15 protein-coding genes are annotated in these 15,061 nt (G+C 43.0%); 2 read left to right on the top strand and 13 right to left on the bottom strand.

Annotation, left to right across the window (positions count from 1 at the left end):
* Window positions 1-40: 40 nt before the first annotated feature.
* The 9 genes from PG418_RS03245 to PG418_RS03205 all read right to left on the bottom strand — a co-directional run bounded on the left by PG418_RS03245 (window position 41) and on the right by PG418_RS03205 (window position 8,260).
* Window positions 41-418, bottom strand: a complete 378-nt coding sequence (locus PG418_RS03245) for a PBECR2 nuclease fold domain-containing protein (RefSeq protein ID WP_055155615.1) — start codon at window positions 416-418, stop codon at window positions 41-43.
* Window positions 419-433: 15 nt separating this feature from the next.
* Window positions 434-1,267, bottom strand: coding sequence for a DUF5688 family protein (locus tag PG418_RS03240; RefSeq protein ID WP_008375058.1), 834 nt, complete (start codon window positions 1,265-1,267; stop codon window positions 434-436).
* 251 nt (window positions 1,268-1,518) lie between these two features.
* On the bottom strand, window positions 1,519-2,076 hold the full coding sequence (gene efp, locus PG418_RS03235; protein WP_022220387.1) for an elongation factor P: 558 nt from the start codon (window positions 2,074-2,076) through the stop codon (window positions 1,519-1,521).
* 142 nt (window positions 2,077-2,218) lie between these two features.
* The gene (locus PG418_RS03230) at window positions 2,219-3,226 is read right to left on the bottom strand and encodes a TRAP transporter substrate-binding protein (protein ID WP_055297273.1); all 1,008 of its coding nucleotides are present in this window, start codon (window positions 3,224-3,226) and stop codon (window positions 2,219-2,221) included.
* Window positions 3,227-3,237: 11 nt separating this feature from the next.
* Window positions 3,238-4,527 carry a TRAP transporter large permease gene (locus PG418_RS03225; protein WP_498837041.1) on the bottom strand — a complete coding sequence of 430 codons (1,290 nt, stop codon included), beginning with the start codon at window positions 4,525-4,527 and terminating at the stop codon, window positions 3,238-3,240.
* Window positions 4,512-5,027 (bottom strand): TRAP transporter small permease, encoded by a 516-nt coding sequence (locus PG418_RS03220; RefSeq protein ID WP_022220386.1) that lies wholly within the window; start codon window positions 5,025-5,027, stop codon window positions 4,512-4,514. Before PG418_RS03220 ends, PG418_RS03225 begins: the two co-directional genes overlap by 16 nt.
* A 283-nt stretch (window positions 5,028-5,310) precedes the next feature.
* Window positions 5,311-6,075 (bottom strand): type I 3-dehydroquinate dehydratase, encoded by a 765-nt coding sequence (gene aroD / locus PG418_RS03215; RefSeq protein WP_498837040.1) that lies wholly within the window; start codon window positions 6,073-6,075, stop codon window positions 5,311-5,313.
* A gap of 19 nt (window positions 6,076-6,094) precedes the next feature.
* Window positions 6,095-7,309, bottom strand: a complete 1,215-nt coding sequence (locus tag PG418_RS03210) for an MFS transporter (RefSeq protein WP_173687769.1) — start codon at window positions 7,307-7,309, stop codon at window positions 6,095-6,097.
* A gap of 72 nt (window positions 7,310-7,381) precedes the next feature.
* On the bottom strand, window positions 7,382-8,260 hold the full coding sequence (locus PG418_RS03205) for a shikimate dehydrogenase (RefSeq protein ID WP_008375048.1): 879 nt from the start codon (window positions 8,258-8,260) through the stop codon (window positions 7,382-7,384).
* 223 nt (window positions 8,261-8,483) lie between these two features.
* Here PG418_RS03205 and PG418_RS03200 point away from each other — a divergent pair, with 223 nt between their 5' ends.
* Window positions 8,484-9,368: a LysR family transcriptional regulator gene (locus PG418_RS03200; RefSeq protein ID WP_055297277.1), complete on the top strand. Its 885-nt coding sequence runs from the start codon at window positions 8,484-8,486 to the stop codon at window positions 9,366-9,368.
* On the opposite strand, the gene PG418_RS03195 is transcribed toward PG418_RS03200, so the two are convergent.
* A complete protein-coding gene (locus tag PG418_RS03195; RefSeq protein ID WP_022220385.1) occupies window positions 9,365-10,255 on the bottom strand; it encodes a LysR family transcriptional regulator in 891 nt (296 codons plus the stop codon). The two genes, PG418_RS03200 and PG418_RS03195, sit on opposite strands and share 4 nt — an antisense overlap.
* A gap of 396 nt (window positions 10,256-10,651) precedes the next feature.
* On the opposite strand from PG418_RS03195, the gene PG418_RS03190 reads away from it, so the two are divergent.
* A complete protein-coding gene (locus PG418_RS03190; protein WP_498837039.1) occupies window positions 10,652-12,652 on the top strand; it encodes an oxidoreductase in 2,001 nt (666 codons plus the stop codon).
* Window positions 12,653-12,877: 225 nt separating this feature from the next.
* Here the strand turns inward: PG418_RS03190 and PG418_RS03185 are convergent, their stop codons facing one another.
* The 3 genes from PG418_RS03185 to PG418_RS03175 all read right to left on the bottom strand — a co-directional run bounded on the left by PG418_RS03185 (window position 12,878) and on the right by PG418_RS03175 (window position 15,012).
* A complete protein-coding gene (locus PG418_RS03185; RefSeq protein ID WP_008375043.1) occupies window positions 12,878-13,393 on the bottom strand; it encodes a YqeG family HAD IIIA-type phosphatase in 516 nt (171 codons plus the stop codon).
* Window positions 13,386-14,177, bottom strand: a complete 792-nt coding sequence (locus PG418_RS03180; RefSeq protein WP_498837038.1) for a shikimate kinase — start codon at window positions 14,175-14,177, stop codon at window positions 13,386-13,388. Before PG418_RS03180 ends, PG418_RS03185 begins: the two co-directional genes overlap by 8 nt.
* Window positions 14,178-14,283: 106 nt before the next feature.
* Entirely contained in the window at window positions 14,284-15,012 is a 729-nt protein-coding gene (locus PG418_RS03175) for a peptidoglycan recognition protein family protein (RefSeq protein ID WP_055260590.1), read from the bottom strand.
* Window positions 15,013-15,061 lie beyond the last annotated feature (49 nt).

The raw sequence follows: 15,061 nt of genomic DNA, 5'->3' as shown, positions 1-15,061 counted from the left end.
TCATATGAATGAATTTTTCTCTACATTCAGTATATCAATATTATTCTCTTTTGTAAAGAATTTTCTTGTTGCGCAACAGCCTGTTCCATTCCTTATCATCTATTTTCATAAATGTGATAATTGAATTTTTGTAGTCCAGATTATCCTTTGATGTAATCAAACGTAAAACCATTTTAAATACTTCTTTAACGTCCTTAATTTCTTTTAGTATCAACGCTGTATTGGGTTTCTTCGCTTCAATTATATAATCCGGATCCCGTATTATCTCGTCAAAGTATGTAGAAAAAAGTTCATAATCATTGGGATGTCTTTCCCGAATATGCATAATCTGCACAACAGTTATAATAACTTCATCTGTTACTATATCCTCTGCTATACAATGGTATATTTCCCTGTCAATTTTCCCTACTCTATACACGTTTATAATCTATCCCTACTTCGCCACGATCCGAATCTCCTCCCCATCAAAGTAATACACAGAATCCGAAAGTACTTCCTCCGGTGCCACTCCGGTCTGATTGATCTCTTTTACCATTTCCTGCATCCGCTCCGGCTCCAGTCCAAAGCTTTCCGGCACCAGTATCACTTCATGGATACTGCTTGGCAGGATATAGAAATCCCCTCTGATCATCCCCCTGACCTTTTCCCGGAAATCCGGATACCGCATCACTGCTGCCCCCAGACTGCACTGCTCGTTCGTCGCCACATACATAAAGCGCACAATCTGCCGGATCTGCACCGGATAGATCCGCGGTGTATTCTTCTCGGCAAGACGGCGGATCTCTTCCTTTTCCACACGCCAGTACCGCAGATGCTCGTTGCGGATCTGGATCGCCGCCGAACCAAAGCGTGTGTTGTCTATCTGGATATAATAGACCACTGCCAGATCCAAGAACGGCTCATAAGGAATCTGCTTTAACAGTTCTTCGTTGGCATCCCGCCGGATCAGTTTGTACACGATATGCTCTTTTACATGATTAAAATCAAACAGATTCTGACAATCACAGGTCTTCTTCACCCGTATCTCCTGATAAATACTGCAAATGGAATCCGCCAGATCCGGTACCTGCTGCCCCTTCAGATACTTCTGGTAAAATTCCTCCAGATAGATCGTCGGTGCAAGGTTGCTGTCCTCCTGCTTAAAAAGAATCCCTGTTCTTCTGGTTCCATTATTCTTCGTCACGGTGTACAACTCCGTCCTCACCTGCGCATCTACCTGTCCTCTGATCTCGCATAACATAGCATTCATAAATTCTGTATAATTCATCCGTTCTCCTTCCAGAAAGCCATGCGCCGCAAAGAACCTTTTCTGCCATCTTAAGGCAGCTTATGATTTGAATATCACCTGCATTCAAGCAGGTGTGTACTGCCAATTATATCTACCCTTTTTTCAGATTACAAGAACATTCTTTTCCTCTCCAAAATGGCATTGACATGCAAAAAAGCCGAAAGCATGAGGACTTGCCTCTGCTTTCGGCTTTTATCTCTGTCTTAATTTTGTGAATTATGACGAAAGGATTATGCTCTTGAACTGTACTCTCCTGTACGGGTATCAATTTTGATCTTGTCACCCTGGTTAACGAAAAGCGGTACAAGAACACTTGCTCCGGTCTCAACGATAGCCGGTTTGGTAGCACCTGTAGCTGTATCACCTTTTACTCCCGGCTCTGTCTCTGTAACTTCAAGTTCCACACTGATCGGCGGCTCTACTGAGAATACGTTACCTTCATGTGAACATACTTTAACCATCTCGTTCTCTTTTACAAACTTGAGGGAATCTCCTACTGTATCTCCATCAACTGCGATCTGGTCGAATGTCTCAACATCCATAAAGTGATAGAGTTCACCATCAGAATACAGATACTGCATATCTTTTCTGTCGATATGAGCGGTATCGAATTTCTCTGTCGGACGGAAAGTCTTTTCTACTACACCACCACTGATGATGTTTTTAAGTTTTGTTCTAACGAAAGCTGCTCCCTTTCCCGGTTTTACATGCTGGAATTCCAGAATCTGATAAATGTTACCTTCGATCAGTACTGTAAGACCATTTCTAAAATCGCCTGCTGAAATCATTGTAATATCCTCCTTATATATGCCCTGGGGCATTCCTTTTACTTTTTATATACATTACTTATAATTCTATAATAAAAAACTCTATTTTTCAACAAAAAATTTCAATCAATTACAGATTTCCCTGATTTTCCGTATTTTTTTGCTATTTCATATAGGCATTATAGAGTTTTTTATCCACATTTTTCTCGATTTCATCGTAAACCGGCTGCACTGCCTCACGGATTTCTGCTCTCAGTTCATCACTAAGTGTAACAATCTGTGTTCCACTGTCCTCAATTACTTTGATCTTGTCTGCAATCCGGTCATCCGATGCCTGGCGAGCCTCTTCTTTGGCGATCTCAGCAGCTTCTACAAGGATTGCCTGCTTATCTTCCGGCAGATCCTGAAAAAATTCATCACTGACGATCAGAGAGATCAGATGCGGCAGGTGATTGGTTTCCACCACATAATCCTGCTGTTCATAAAGCTTGTTGGATACGATAACCTCGTATGGATTCTCCTGGGCATCAATGGTTCCCTGCTGCAGCCCGATATACACCTCACTGAAACTCATCGGTGTCGGAGATGCTTTCAGTTTTTTCCAGAAATCCATATGGTAGGAATTCTCCATGGTACGGATCTTCTGTCCTTTAAAATCAGCCAATGATTCGACCATTTTATTCGTTGACATGACACGGAATCCCTGGTCTGCATAGCCAAGGAGCTTATACCCGCCATTCTCATAGACATCCTCCAGAAGCCCATAGAACTCCGGATCATCTACCTTTTCACGTACTTCATCAATCGTACTGAATCGGCACGGAATATCAAACACCGCAAGGTCCGGCATGAAGGTTACCTGCGGTGCGGTATTCTGGATCACAAACGGAATGTCCCCATCCTTACAGCTCTCCAGAAGCTCCCTGTCCCCTCCGATCGTACCGTTCGGATAGACCTGGATCTTCATCTTGCCATCACTTAATTCTTCTACTTCTTCCGCAAATTTTTCTGCATAGATCTGTGTTACGGTATCCTCCGGACTTGCCGTTGCAAGCGGCCATGCATATCGCTGTACTTCATCATCCGCAACCGTCTTTTTCTGACACCCCGCACTGAGTGCAAGTGCCGCACACATTCCTGCCGCTACTGCCATTCTTACTGCTTTCTTCATGCTGCTACCTCCTATATCAGTGCCAGGCTGATCGCTGGGATAAATGTAATTAACAAAAGCGCAACAAGGAAGTAGCCGATCATTGGCATCGCATGTTTGGAAATCCGCATGATCGGGATATCTGTAAGCGAGCTTGCCACAAACAGATTGACTCCGATCGGCGGTGTTACAAATCCGATTGCAAGGTTGACAACCATCATGATTCCAAAGTGGATCGGATTCATACCGACTGCTGTTACGATCGGCAGAAGGATCGGTGTCAGGATCAGGATTGCCGGTGTGGTATCCATGACCATTCCCACGATCAGAAGGAATACATTGATCACCAGAAGCAGAACGATCTTATTGGTAAAGTGCGTCAGGATCCAGGTGCTTACCATCTGTGGGATCTGCATCAGAGTCAGAACTCTTGAAAATGCAATCGATGCTGCAAGGATAAACATGATCGGTGCATAGGTGCGCACGCCTTCCACCAGTGCCGGCCAGATATCTTTAAACGTCATCGTCTTATAAATAAACAGGCTGACGATCAGTGCATAAAATACCGAAATGACTGCCGCTTCTGTCGGCGATGCGATTCCGGAATAGATGCATCCCAGAATGATAACCGGACTCAAAAGTGCCCAGAAGCTTTCTTTTAAAACCTTCAGAAGTCCTTTCTCATGAAGTTCCCCGACTACTTTCCGGATCTTTTCTTTGTCCTCTCCATTCTTTTTACAGTAATAAACTGCATAAACCATCAGAAGTCCGCCGATCAGAAGTCCCGGAATGATTCCTGCGATAAACAGGTCACTTACTGATTCACCGGAAGCACTTCCGAACATAATAAACGGAATACTTGGTGGAATAATAACTCCAAGACCACCTGCCACAGCTACGATCGCCGCGGAAAAATCCTTATCGTATCCAAGCTCGATCAGAATCGGGATCGTCATACTTCCGACTGCTGCAACCGTCGCCGGTCCGGAGCCTGAGATTGCACCATAAAACAGACAGGTTACAATGACCGCGCACGGCAGACCCGCTGTCAGATTTCCAAGAAAATAGGAAAATACATCAAATAATTTTTTGGAAATGCCGCCTCTTGCCATGATGATTCCGGAAAGTACGAACATCGGAACCGCAAGGAGCGGAAAGCTGTCAATTCCTCCCAGCATAGAACGGATCACAAACTGTCCGCTGGCTGTGAAGGATGGATCAAAAGCACCCGGAAGGACCGATGCGATTGCAAGTGCGATCGATACCGGAATGGCAATGATCAGACAGATTACAAATAAGATAAATACTACTGCTGCCGGCATGCTTTTTCTCCTTTCTCATCTTTTTCTCTTACTACTTTTAATTCTGCAAACCATCGCTGGATAATACGGATCGCTACCAGGATAAAACTTGCAAGCGGTGCTGCCTGCACATAATACATCGGGATGTGGCACGCCGGACTTACCTGTCCGCTCTCTACTGCTGACATCATATACTTAAACGCAAACGGTATCAGGTAAAGAAATACCATCAGTTCAAAGGTATGGTTAACCAGTTTAAAAAGTGCCTTCCCTCTTCGTGGGAAAATTGACACAAACTGTTCGATCTTAATGGAAATACATTTTTTTGTGCAATAGCTGACGCTCAAAAATCCCGACCATACAAACAGGTAACGGGTAATCTCCTCCGACCAGGACGGCGCTGAGCCGAGTACATATCTGGAAAACACCTGGATCCCCATGATCACTGTCATCAGAATCAGGCTTATCACCATAAAAAATTCTTCCAGATAGTTATCCAGCCAGATTACTGTTTTCTTCATTCGCATTTGCCCTCCATTCATGTAATCATACAAAAATGATATCAATTACCGAAGAATTTGTCTATTTTTTTCTATTTGCTTTTATCTCTTTAAATAGCAAAATTTTCTATAATTTTTTCACTTTCAGAAATCGGTTAGTTTTTTAACAAAACCAGAATATGATAAAGGCCCGCAATCCACCGGAATCCCCGGTATGACTGCGGGTCTTTATCCTGCCTTTTTCACTCTTCATTCAGGTTAAACATAACGGATCCGCCATAGGACTTCTCCGGATGTTTCTTCACTAGATGCTCTTATCGATCAGAGTCAGGATTTCTCTTAAATCTGATGCATTCATCTGTCCAGGTGCAGAAGCTTTTCCTACTGCCCCGAAAGTAAGTGCTGAACCGAATACTTCACCGCACAGGCGACTGATCAGTCCGGTACCTGCCATAGACATTGTAATGATCGGACGGTCTGCATGTTCTTCTGCCATTTCACGTGTTGCTTCAAGAAGTGTAAGTACATCCTTTTTGCACTGTGGCATTACTGCAATTTTCGGGATATCTGCGTCGAGTTCCTGCATTTTCACAAGGCGTCCTACGATATCGTCTTTGTCCGGTGTCTTATCGAAGTCATGGTTGGATGCAACAACTTTTACGCCGTGTGCATGCGCGCCTTCGATGATATCTTTCACAACTTCGTCACCTGTAAATACTTCTACATCCACAAGGTCAACCAGTCCGGTTGCTGCTGCTTTCTTGTTCAGTTCTGCATATTCGTCTGCTTCGATTGCTTTTTCGCCGCCTTCTTTCGAAGTACGGAATGTGAAAAGAATCGGAGTTTCGCCAAGTGCCGGACGAAGATCTTTTAATACATCTTCAACCTGCGTAAAATCAAACACACCTTCGAACCAGTCTACACGCCATTCTACAACGTCAAGTGCAACATCCTCAAAAGATTTTGCTGCTGCAAGAATTTCTTCTTTTGTCTTTCCAACGATCGGTACACAAATTTTCGGAACACCTTCGCCGATTTTAACGCCACGAACTTCTACATATTTACTCATGTCTATTTTCTCCTTTTTCTTAGTTGTCAGCCTGTGCCTGTTCTACCATCTTAGTATAACGTAAGTTTACGAATAATCCAAGCAGTACTCCGACTGCTGTGAGAACAATATTCATAACCATAACCTGTGCCGGCTGCATTTTGGATGCTGCGGTAAGGATAGTATAGTTGCACAGGGAAGATGCGATCATAACAAGTGCTGTTACGGTTCCTTTGATTTTCGGGAACAGCATGTTGCATACAGAAGTTGCGATCTGAAGAAGTCCGCCTGCTCCTGCCCATCCGATCAGGAATGCACCTGCAATCATAAGTGTCTGGCTCTTTCCAACCAGAACAGCGATCATTGTTACAAGACAGATTACCGGGTATCCCAGGATAAATCTTACGTCTTTGATCTTTCTTGTTAAAAGTGCAGTTACAACGAGTGCAAGCATTGTTCCTGCTGAATAGTATGTCTGCATGATGGACGGATCAGCCCAGCCAACATTCTCTTTTGCAAAGTTCTGTGCACAGTTCAACCATAACTGGAAGGTACCTGTACATGTGAATCCGATCAGGATCATTGCGATGGATTCTACAGAGAAATGGGTATGCTTTAAGCTGTCGATCAGGCCTTCTTTCTTTCCCGCTGCTTTCTGATCTGTATCCGGGAGTGGGAAGATCATAACCAGTACCAGAAGTACAAGATAAGCGATTCCACATGCATAGAACAGTGTGTTGTAAGAGGTTGCTCCTGTTGCTGTTGTAGCGACAGTTACACCAAGTACGAACGGTAAAAGCATCTGCGATACAGAAATAAAGAATTTGATCCCCATAGTTGCAACGCCCGGTGCTTTGTAAATGATTTCTGAAACAGCCGGGTAAATTCCTGTATCCAGGAAAGAGTTTGCGATACCACCAACGATTGCACAGATATATGCGATCTGGTATCCGCCATTTGTTCCTGCATTAAATGCAAGTGCAAGTCCGATCAGGTAGATTGCATAGGATCCACTACCGATCGCTGTTGAAATACGACGTCCGAGTTTGTCAGAAAGCGGTCCGGCGAACGGAAGCGCGATCAGACGTCCAAGTCCGAGTGCTGCTGAAATTGCAGTGATTGCCATAACTTCTACGCCCCAGGAAGCGGCAAGTGCTTCCTTGATGACTGCCTGTCCAAGGATGGAACATCCGACACCGTGGATAAAGTAGTTTAAATAAAGGATCAGGGCGCTGGGTATGTATTTCTTATTCATCTCTTTTCCTCACATTCCTGTTTTTCAAATTTTTTCGATTTCTTCTTATATTCAATACAAGCCTGCCGGGTATTAATCATCGTATCTGATGTTTAATACTTCTTTCATGTGTTCGATCGGCATTTCTTTTCCTGTCCAGAGTTTGAATGCTGCTGCTCCCTGGAATAACATCATTCCAAGACCGTTCATTGTCTTACATCCAACTTCTTTTGCCATAGAACGCATCTTTGTTTCCAGTGGTGAGTAAGGAACATCAATAACAATAAGTTCCGGACGGAAGAATGATTTATCCGGTACAACTGACATTCCTTCCAGTGGTTTCATACCAACACCTGTTCCGTTTACGAAGATGTATGAATCGTTCATTTCTTCTCTTAATTTTTCTTTGTCATCCAGATCGTAAAGAGTAGCTTTGCAATTTGTCTTTTCATTGATCTTTCTTACTGTTTCTTCAGCGTTTGCCCAGAATTTATCATGAATGTTGAAAATAGAGATTTCTTTTACACCGTCAAGTGCAGCCTGGATTTCAATTGCTGTAGCAGCTCCGCCTGCGCCTGCGATTGTCATCTTCTTTCCGATCACATCGATATCGTTATCTTTTAATGCCTGCATGAATCCGATACCATCTGTGATGTGTCCTGTTAAAACACCATCTTCATTTACGATTGTGTTAACTGCTCCACAAAGCTCTGCTGCCGGAGATAATTTGTCCAGATACTGTCCAACAACTGTTTTATTTGGCATAGACACGTTAGATCCTACCATTTTCAGAGCACGAAGTCCTTTTACTGCATCTTCCAGTGTGCTGTTGTCAACTTCAAATGCAAGGTAAGCATAATCCAGTCCAAGGTAAGCAAATGCTTCATTATGCATTGCCGGTGAACTTGAATGTCTGATTGGATAAGCCATAAGTCCGATAAGTTCTGTGTGTCCTGTAATTCTCTCTGCCATGATTTGTTCTCCTTTTCTTCTTCCATCGAAATTTATTTCTTTGTTCTTTGAGAATGTTTTTAACGTTTGCCCAATTTTTGTTAATTTTTAAACAACCTCTTGATAGTTAAATTATAGACGATATCATTTGATAGTTCAAATATATCTTATGTGTGTTTTTGATAGCTTTTTGGCATCAGTTATGGTATGATTATTTTATATAATATAGAAAGGATTTTTTACCATGACGCTAAATCAGCTTGAATATTTCCAAAAAGTAGCAACCCTGCAGCATTTCCGACAGGCTGCAGAAGTACTTAAGATCTCCCAGCCAAGCCTCAGCCGGTCCATGTCGCTTCTGGAAGAAGAACTTGGACTGATGCTTTTTGAACATCAGGGACGCAATGTTGTCCTCACCAAATCCGGCCGCGTCTTCCTGGAACATGTCAACCGGATCCTAGAGGAGGTACATATTGCCGAGCATAAGATGAAGCAGCTTGCCGGAAGCGGTGGACATATTGATATCGCCTATGTATTTCCGCTGGCAAACTACTATATTCCGCATACAGTGCGATCCTTCCTGGATATAGACCGCAACAAGCATGTAACCTTCAATTTTAACCAAACGCACACTGCAGATATGATCCAGGGGCTCAAATCCGACCGCCACGATGTGATCTTTGGTTCTTTCGTTGCGGATGAACCGGATATTTCCTTTGTACCCATTTTGAACCAGAATATGGTTGTAATTACTCCAAAAGAACATCCTCTTGTCCAGAAAGAATCCGTCTGTTACAGTGACCTTACTGACTATCCTCTGATCGGGTATGACCGCTATTCCGGACTCGGTGGCTTCACCCGTAACTTCTATAAAGAAAAGAAGCTGAAGGTAAACATCGTCTGTGAGTGTCCGGATGAAAACGCAATTGCTGCCCTGGTTGCCGAAGATTTCGGAATCGCCCTGGTTGCCAGGGTCGATGCGGTTGATCAGGCAAATGTAACCGTACTCCCGCTTGCCGATGCAGACCTTACCCACACCGTTTATATGGGATACATCCGCGACAAATACCAGATTCCCGCTGTCAAACGTTTCATCCAGTTTGTCAAAAGAGATGGGAAGGCCTATTAAAGTGCCTTCCCATTGCTTTCTTTTACATATTCAATAAATTCTTTTACAACCGGCGCCAGATATTTTTCCTTCAGCTTCGCCAGATATATATAACGTTCGTATGGTGGATTCTCAATATCCAGTACATCTACATTCAGATTTTTAAGTATAGGAATCTCCGGCATTACCGCAATTCCAAAATTTTCTGCCACAAGACCTGCCATCGATGCATCTTCCAGAATCTCATATGCTATCTTCGGTGTCCCTCCGGTCTGTTCAAACAACTGGTCGATCACCGGTCTGAGCCCGCTGTTCTTGGTGAAATATACCTGGGGATAAGGAAGTGTTTCCTTCAGATCAACAGATCCTCTTCCGGCAAGCTCATGGTCTCTTGGAACAACAACAACCAATTTTTCCTTAGCGATCGGTACAAAATCAATCCCGGATTCTTTTTCTTTTCGCGAGCAGAGAGCGATGTCATACTTCTCCTCTTTCAACCCCTGTATAATCTCTGTCGTATTTCCGACAGAAAAACGGAAATTCACATCCCAGTCTTCGTGTTCCTTCAAAAAACCGCCTACAAGCTGTGGAACAAATACACTTCCAAGCGTAAAAATATATGCGAGATCGATCACCCCGCCGGTGTCACTTGTCAACGCCCTTGTCTTTTTTACACCACTGTCCAGAATCTTTAAAGCTTCTTCTACATATTCCAGAAATACTTTTCCGTACTTTGTCAGTACAACGTTACGCCCTCTTTTTTCAAACAGGTTTGTCTCAAGCTCCTGCTCCAGCATACTGATGGCATGGCTGAGACTTGGCTGCGTAATGGACAGCATTTCCGCCGCTCTGGTATAGTGTTCTATATGTGCTAGTGTCACAAAGTAATGCAACTGATTCAGATTCATAAAACCATCACCCTCTTTCCTGTTCTTATATTAAACATAGCATAAATTATTTAATTATTCTATAGTTTTGTTTAAATTGTCTATCTTTTTCCATTTCCCGTCTTCCTGGTATAATTTTATTTTTATCTTTTTCTCTGTTTCTATAGTTATATTCTATTATTTTTCTATGTATTTTCAATTTGTATTTTTCAGTTTTTTGTGATTATAATGGATTTAACAAAAACCGGTACGCCCAAGCCGGTATAAGACAACCTCGTGTGACTAAGATTTTTTGAGGATTGCAGGAATTGCATAGCAATGGAGCAATCCGATTACATCAGTGAGTGGCAAAATTTACTTTTGACACTCACATCATTTTATTTTGATTATTAAGTCATTTTTACGGAGGAATTTCTAATGAAAAGCAAATACAAACACATTTTCGAGCCATTTACCATCAAACATATGACGGTCAAGAACCGTATCGTCATGACTCCAATGGGAACCAACTACGGTGAACAGAATGGTGAAATGAGTTTTCTTCATATCAATTATTACGAGCAGCGTGCAAAAGGCGGTACAGGACTTCTCATCGTAGAGAACGCCAGCGTTGATTCTCCACAGGGATCTAACGGAACCACACAGCTTCGTATCGATCAGGATAACTACATTCCAAGACTTTTCAAACTTTGCGAAACAGTACACAAACATGGATCCTGCATTGCAATCCAGATCAATCATGCCGGTGCTTCTGCACAGTCAGCACGTATCAATATGCAGCCGGTTTCTGCTTCTGATGTTCCTTCAAAAGCAGGCGGTGAAATCCCGCGTCCACTGGAAAAAGATGAAATCATGCATATTGTAAAAAAATACGGTGAAGCCGCAAAACGTGCTCAGATCGCAGGGTTTGACGCTGTAGAAATCCACGCAGGACATTCTTACCTTATAAGCCAGTTCCTTTCACCTCTTACAAATAAGAGAACAGACGAATTCGGCGGATCTCCGGAAAACCGTGCAAGACTTGCAAAACTTGTTATTGAAGAAGTTAGAAGACAGGTTGGACCATTCTTCCCTATCTTTGTTCGTATCAGTGCGGATGAATTTATGGAAGGCGGAAATACTTTGGATGACTGTCTTGATTACCTTCAGTACTTCCAGGAAGAAGTTGACGTATTCGACGTATCTGCCGGTCTGAACGGATCCATCCAGTACCAGATTGATGCCAATTACCTTCCGGATGGATGGCGTTCTTATATGGCAAAAGCTGTAAAAGAACGTTACGGCAAACCATGTATGACAATGGGTAACATCCGTAACCCACAGGTTGCTGAAGATATTCTTGCAAAAGGCGATGCTGACCTGATCGGTATGGGACGTGGACTGATCGCTGATCCGGAATGGGTAAATAAAGTAGAATTCGGTGATGAATGTGATATCCGTAAATGTATTTCTTGTAACATCGGATGTGCAGGACACCGTATCGGAATCAACCGTCCGATCCGTTGTACTGTTAACCCATCTGTAAATGGCGGCGAAGATTACAAAAAGCAGAAAATCAACAAGCCTTGCAATGTTGTTGTGATCGGTGGTGGTACTGCCGGACTGGAAGCTGCATGTACAGCTGCCGAGGTTGGATGCACTACTTTCCTGATCGAGAAGAAACCGGAACTCGGCGGACTTGCCGCCCTGATCTCCAAGATCCCGGATAAGAAGAGACTTGCTGACTTCCCGAACTATCTGATCCATCGCGCAAGCAAGCTGAAAAACCTGTTCATCTTCAAGAACACGGAAGCTACGATTGAAATGATCAGAAGCATGAACCCGAACATTATTGTAAATGCTACCGGTTCTAATCCGCTCCTTCCACCGATCAAGGGTCTTCATGAGAATATTGACAAAGAGGGCGGAAAAGTTTCTTCTATTACAAATATGATCAACCATGTTATGGAATATCCAGAAGATCTGAAAGGTAAAAAAGTCGTTGTTATCGGTGGAGGTGCCGTAGGTCTTGACGTAGTAGAATTCTTTGCTCCACGTGGCGCTGATGTAAGCATTGTGGAAATGATGCCGGTAATCGGTAACGGAATTGATCCGGTATCCAAAGTCGGAACCTTTGCACTGATGGATAAATATGGTGTAAAACAGTGTCCGAATACTGCTCTTCTTGAAGTTAAAGCAGATTCCTTCCTTGTTAAAACGCCAGAAGGAAATGAAAAAGAAATGCTATTCGATTATGGATTTGTATGTCTTGGTATGAGAGCAAACGCTCCGATCCTCGATGCAGTCCGTAAAGAATTCGAAGATGAAGATGTTGAAATCATGAACATCGGTGACAGTGTACGTGCCCGCCGTATCATCGAAGGTACAGAAGAAGGACGTAACATCCTGAATGTTCTTGCCAAACATGACTACTTATAAGATTTTGTAAATATAATATTCCCCCTGATGTCCCCTGGTTCTCGTTATGAGAACCGGGGGGATTTCTATTTACTTTACTAAAAAGAATGTGCCAAGGCACATTTTCGCGCCGAGCGCAGTCGCTTGCGACATTCTTCATCTTCGTGCGAGTGCACATCTTTGGCACGCAGTGCCTTTTATTTGATAGGAAGTTCCTTCGGAATTTCCTATCAAAAAATGCCCTGCCTACTTGCAGGACATTCTCTTTTCGTTCTCTTTTTTATAGAAATGTAATACAATCTTCTCCAGATATCTTTTCAGCACAATCTGGATCTCTTCTTTTGGATTGATCGGCTTCACCAGAATACTCTTCATCCCGGTACGCTTCGCTCCCCACACATCCGTAAAAAGCTGATCTCCGATAAATACAGTGTTTCCTCTATCCGTTTGCATCAGCTCCATGGCTTTTATATAATTCTTCGTGGAAGGCTTATGCGCGTTAAACACATACTTGCTCTGCACCTTTTCGGCAAAAGGCTTTACACGTGGTTCCTGGTTATTGGAAATCAGGCATGTATCAAACCCGATGCTGCGCAGCCTGTCAAAAAGACAGATTGCTCTCTCATCTGCCGGTGCTCCATGCGGAACCAGCGTATTGTCAATGTCAAATACCAGTCCACGACAGCCTTCCCGATACATTTTTTCAAAATCCAGTACATAAGTGGACGCTACATATTCGTCCGGATAAAAGGTCTTAAACATGATTCTCATCCATTTCCAGAAGCTTCTGAATCAGATCTTCACAGATCTGCAGAACCGTCTTGTTATCTGTATCTACAACGATATCTGCAGCCGCCTCGTATTTTTCTCTTCTTGCTTCCATCAGCTGCTCGATATATTCTACATTCTTGTGTCCATTGAGCAGCGGTCTGTCGTCACTGTCTTTTACACGGTCAAGAATGGTCTGTGGATGTGCAGTAAGGAGTACTACACGACCATTTTTCTTCATCTCTGCGACATTGCGTTCACGCATTGCCACACCACCACCACAGGAAATGATCACATTCTTCTTCTCCTGCATCTCGATCAGAAGATTGGTTTCCATATTACGGAAGTATTCCTCCCCATAGGTTTCAAAAATATCGGAAATACTCATGCCTTCGCGTTCTGCAATCAGCTGGTCCATCTCAACCACTTCCATGGCAAACATGGTGCTAAGATAATCAGAGATCGTACTTTTTCCAGCTCCCATAAACCCGATCAGGACAATGTTGTAATCAAAAAGCTTTCTAGCCTGGATCTTCTTACTGTTGCGCTGGATACGCTCAAATACATCATAAATCTCGTCTCTGTGCTTATCATTGTGAAGGCGGAACATCAGTCTCTTCTTCTGCTTTTCTTCCTGTTCCGGCTGCAGGATCGGCATACCATACTCTTCTTTGTATGCCATGATCTTTTCAATGATCGCATATCTTTCTTTTAATGCCTCTGTGATCTTCGCATCACAGTTTGCAAGCTCTTCACGGTATAATTCCAAATCGTTCATCTATCAATTCCTCGTTTCTCACTCTACTGCTTTCCGGGTGCCTTCAATTGCCCGTTGTATTAAAACATTATAGCAGACACTTTGGAAGTGAATCAATAGATATTTTTTATTTTGCGTTATCCAGGACCGCTTTTACATCACTTTTAAACTGATTCCAAGCATCTTCATTTTCGACAAAGTATTTCGGACAGATTTTCCCTGTAATATCATAATGTCGGATCACATCTTCTTCTGTCAGCGAAAACTTTTCACACAGCCATGCTGTAAGTTGTACCATGCTCTTATAAGTTGCCTCGTTGAACTTTCCGGTCTCATCCGGATGACAACACTCAATGGACACCGTATCAAAATTCCGTGTATTGGACGCATATGCAACCTCCCAGGTTGGTACGCACTGTACGATTTCCCCGTCCAGTCCTACTACAAAATTACTGCTTGCCTGCGTAATGTGACTGTCCTTCAGTCCCTCAAAATAGTCTCTGTTCTCCATCGCTGTCGAACCAGGATTGGCAGTGTAATGAATGACTATTCCGGTAATCTCATTGGTTGAAAGTCCCGGTCTTGAATATTCATTCACAGTTAACAGTTCTACATCAATATCCGGCTTTTGGGCACTGATCACTTCATCAGAAAGCTCACTGTATGCTCTCTGTGCAAAGATTCCTCTTCCACTGATCTTCATAATAGAAAGTGCAAGAAGCAGTGTGATCAGGATCGTACTCCCCACCTTTATATAACGGCTCATTCTGCGCCTCTTATTCGCCTCATAATAGCTTTTTCCATCGCCACCCCTGTACAGGTTGGCTCTGGTGTTTTTCTTCTTTCTTCGGTTCATTTCGTCATCTCAATCTTTTGTGTTTTTTGCAAATTTTCTGTTGGAATCC

The sequence above is a fragment of the Bariatricus sp. TF06-38A genome (genome assembly GCF_027690675.1).
GTDB classification, from domain to species: Bacteria; Bacillota; Clostridia; order Lachnospirales; family Lachnospiraceae; genus Allocoprococcus; species Allocoprococcus comes.
Note: the sequence above shows the minus strand (reverse complement) of the source record. Positions and strands in the feature narration are given on the sequence as shown.

Bases quoted from the DNA above. Each gene is read 5' to 3' on its own strand.
- PG418_RS03225 (WP_498837041.1), bottom strand. From the start codon at position 4,527: ATGCCGGCAGCAGTAGTATTTATCTTATTTGTAATCTGTCTGATCATT.
- PG418_RS03180 (WP_498837038.1), bottom strand. From the start codon at position 14,177: ATGAACGATTTGGAATTATACCGTGAAGAGCTTGCAAACTGTGATGCG.
- PG418_RS03220 (WP_022220386.1), bottom strand. From the start codon at position 5,027: ATGAAGAAAACAGTAATCTGGCTGGATAACTATCTGGAAGAATTTTTT.
- aroD (WP_498837040.1), bottom strand. From the start codon at position 6,075: ATGAGTAAATATGTAGAAGTTCGTGGCGTTAAAATCGGCGAAGGTGTT.
- PG418_RS03230 (WP_055297273.1), bottom strand. From the start codon at position 3,226: ATGAAGAAAGCAGTAAGAATGGCAGTAGCGGCAGGAATGTGTGCGGCA.
- efp (WP_022220387.1), bottom strand. From the start codon at position 2,076: ATGATTTCAGCAGGCGATTTTAGAAATGGTCTTACAGTACTGATCGAA.
- PG418_RS03200 (WP_055297277.1), top strand. From the start codon at position 8,484: ATGACGCTAAATCAGCTTGAATATTTCCAAAAAGTAGCAACCCTGCAG.
- PG418_RS03240 (WP_008375058.1), bottom strand. From the start codon at position 1,267: ATGAATTATACAGAATTTATGAATGCTATGTTATGCGAGATCAGAGGA.
- PG418_RS03210 (WP_173687769.1), bottom strand. From the start codon at position 7,309: ATGAATAAGAAATACATACCCAGCGCCCTGATCCTTTATTTAAACTAC.
- PG418_RS03185 (WP_008375043.1), bottom strand. From the start codon at position 13,393: ATGTTTAAGACCTTTTATCCGGACGAATATGTAGCGTCCACTTATGTA.
- PG418_RS03175 (WP_055260590.1), bottom strand. From the start codon at position 15,012: ATGAACCGAAGAAAGAAGAAAAACACCAGAGCCAACCTGTACAGGGGT.
- PG418_RS03190 (WP_498837039.1), top strand. From the start codon at position 10,652: ATGAAAAGCAAATACAAACACATTTTCGAGCCATTTACCATCAAACAT.
- PG418_RS03205 (WP_008375048.1), bottom strand. From the start codon at position 8,260: ATGGCAGAGAGAATTACAGGACACACAGAACTTATCGGACTTATGGCT.
- PG418_RS03195 (WP_022220385.1), bottom strand. From the start codon at position 10,255: ATGAATCTGAATCAGTTGCATTACTTTGTGACACTAGCACATATAGAA.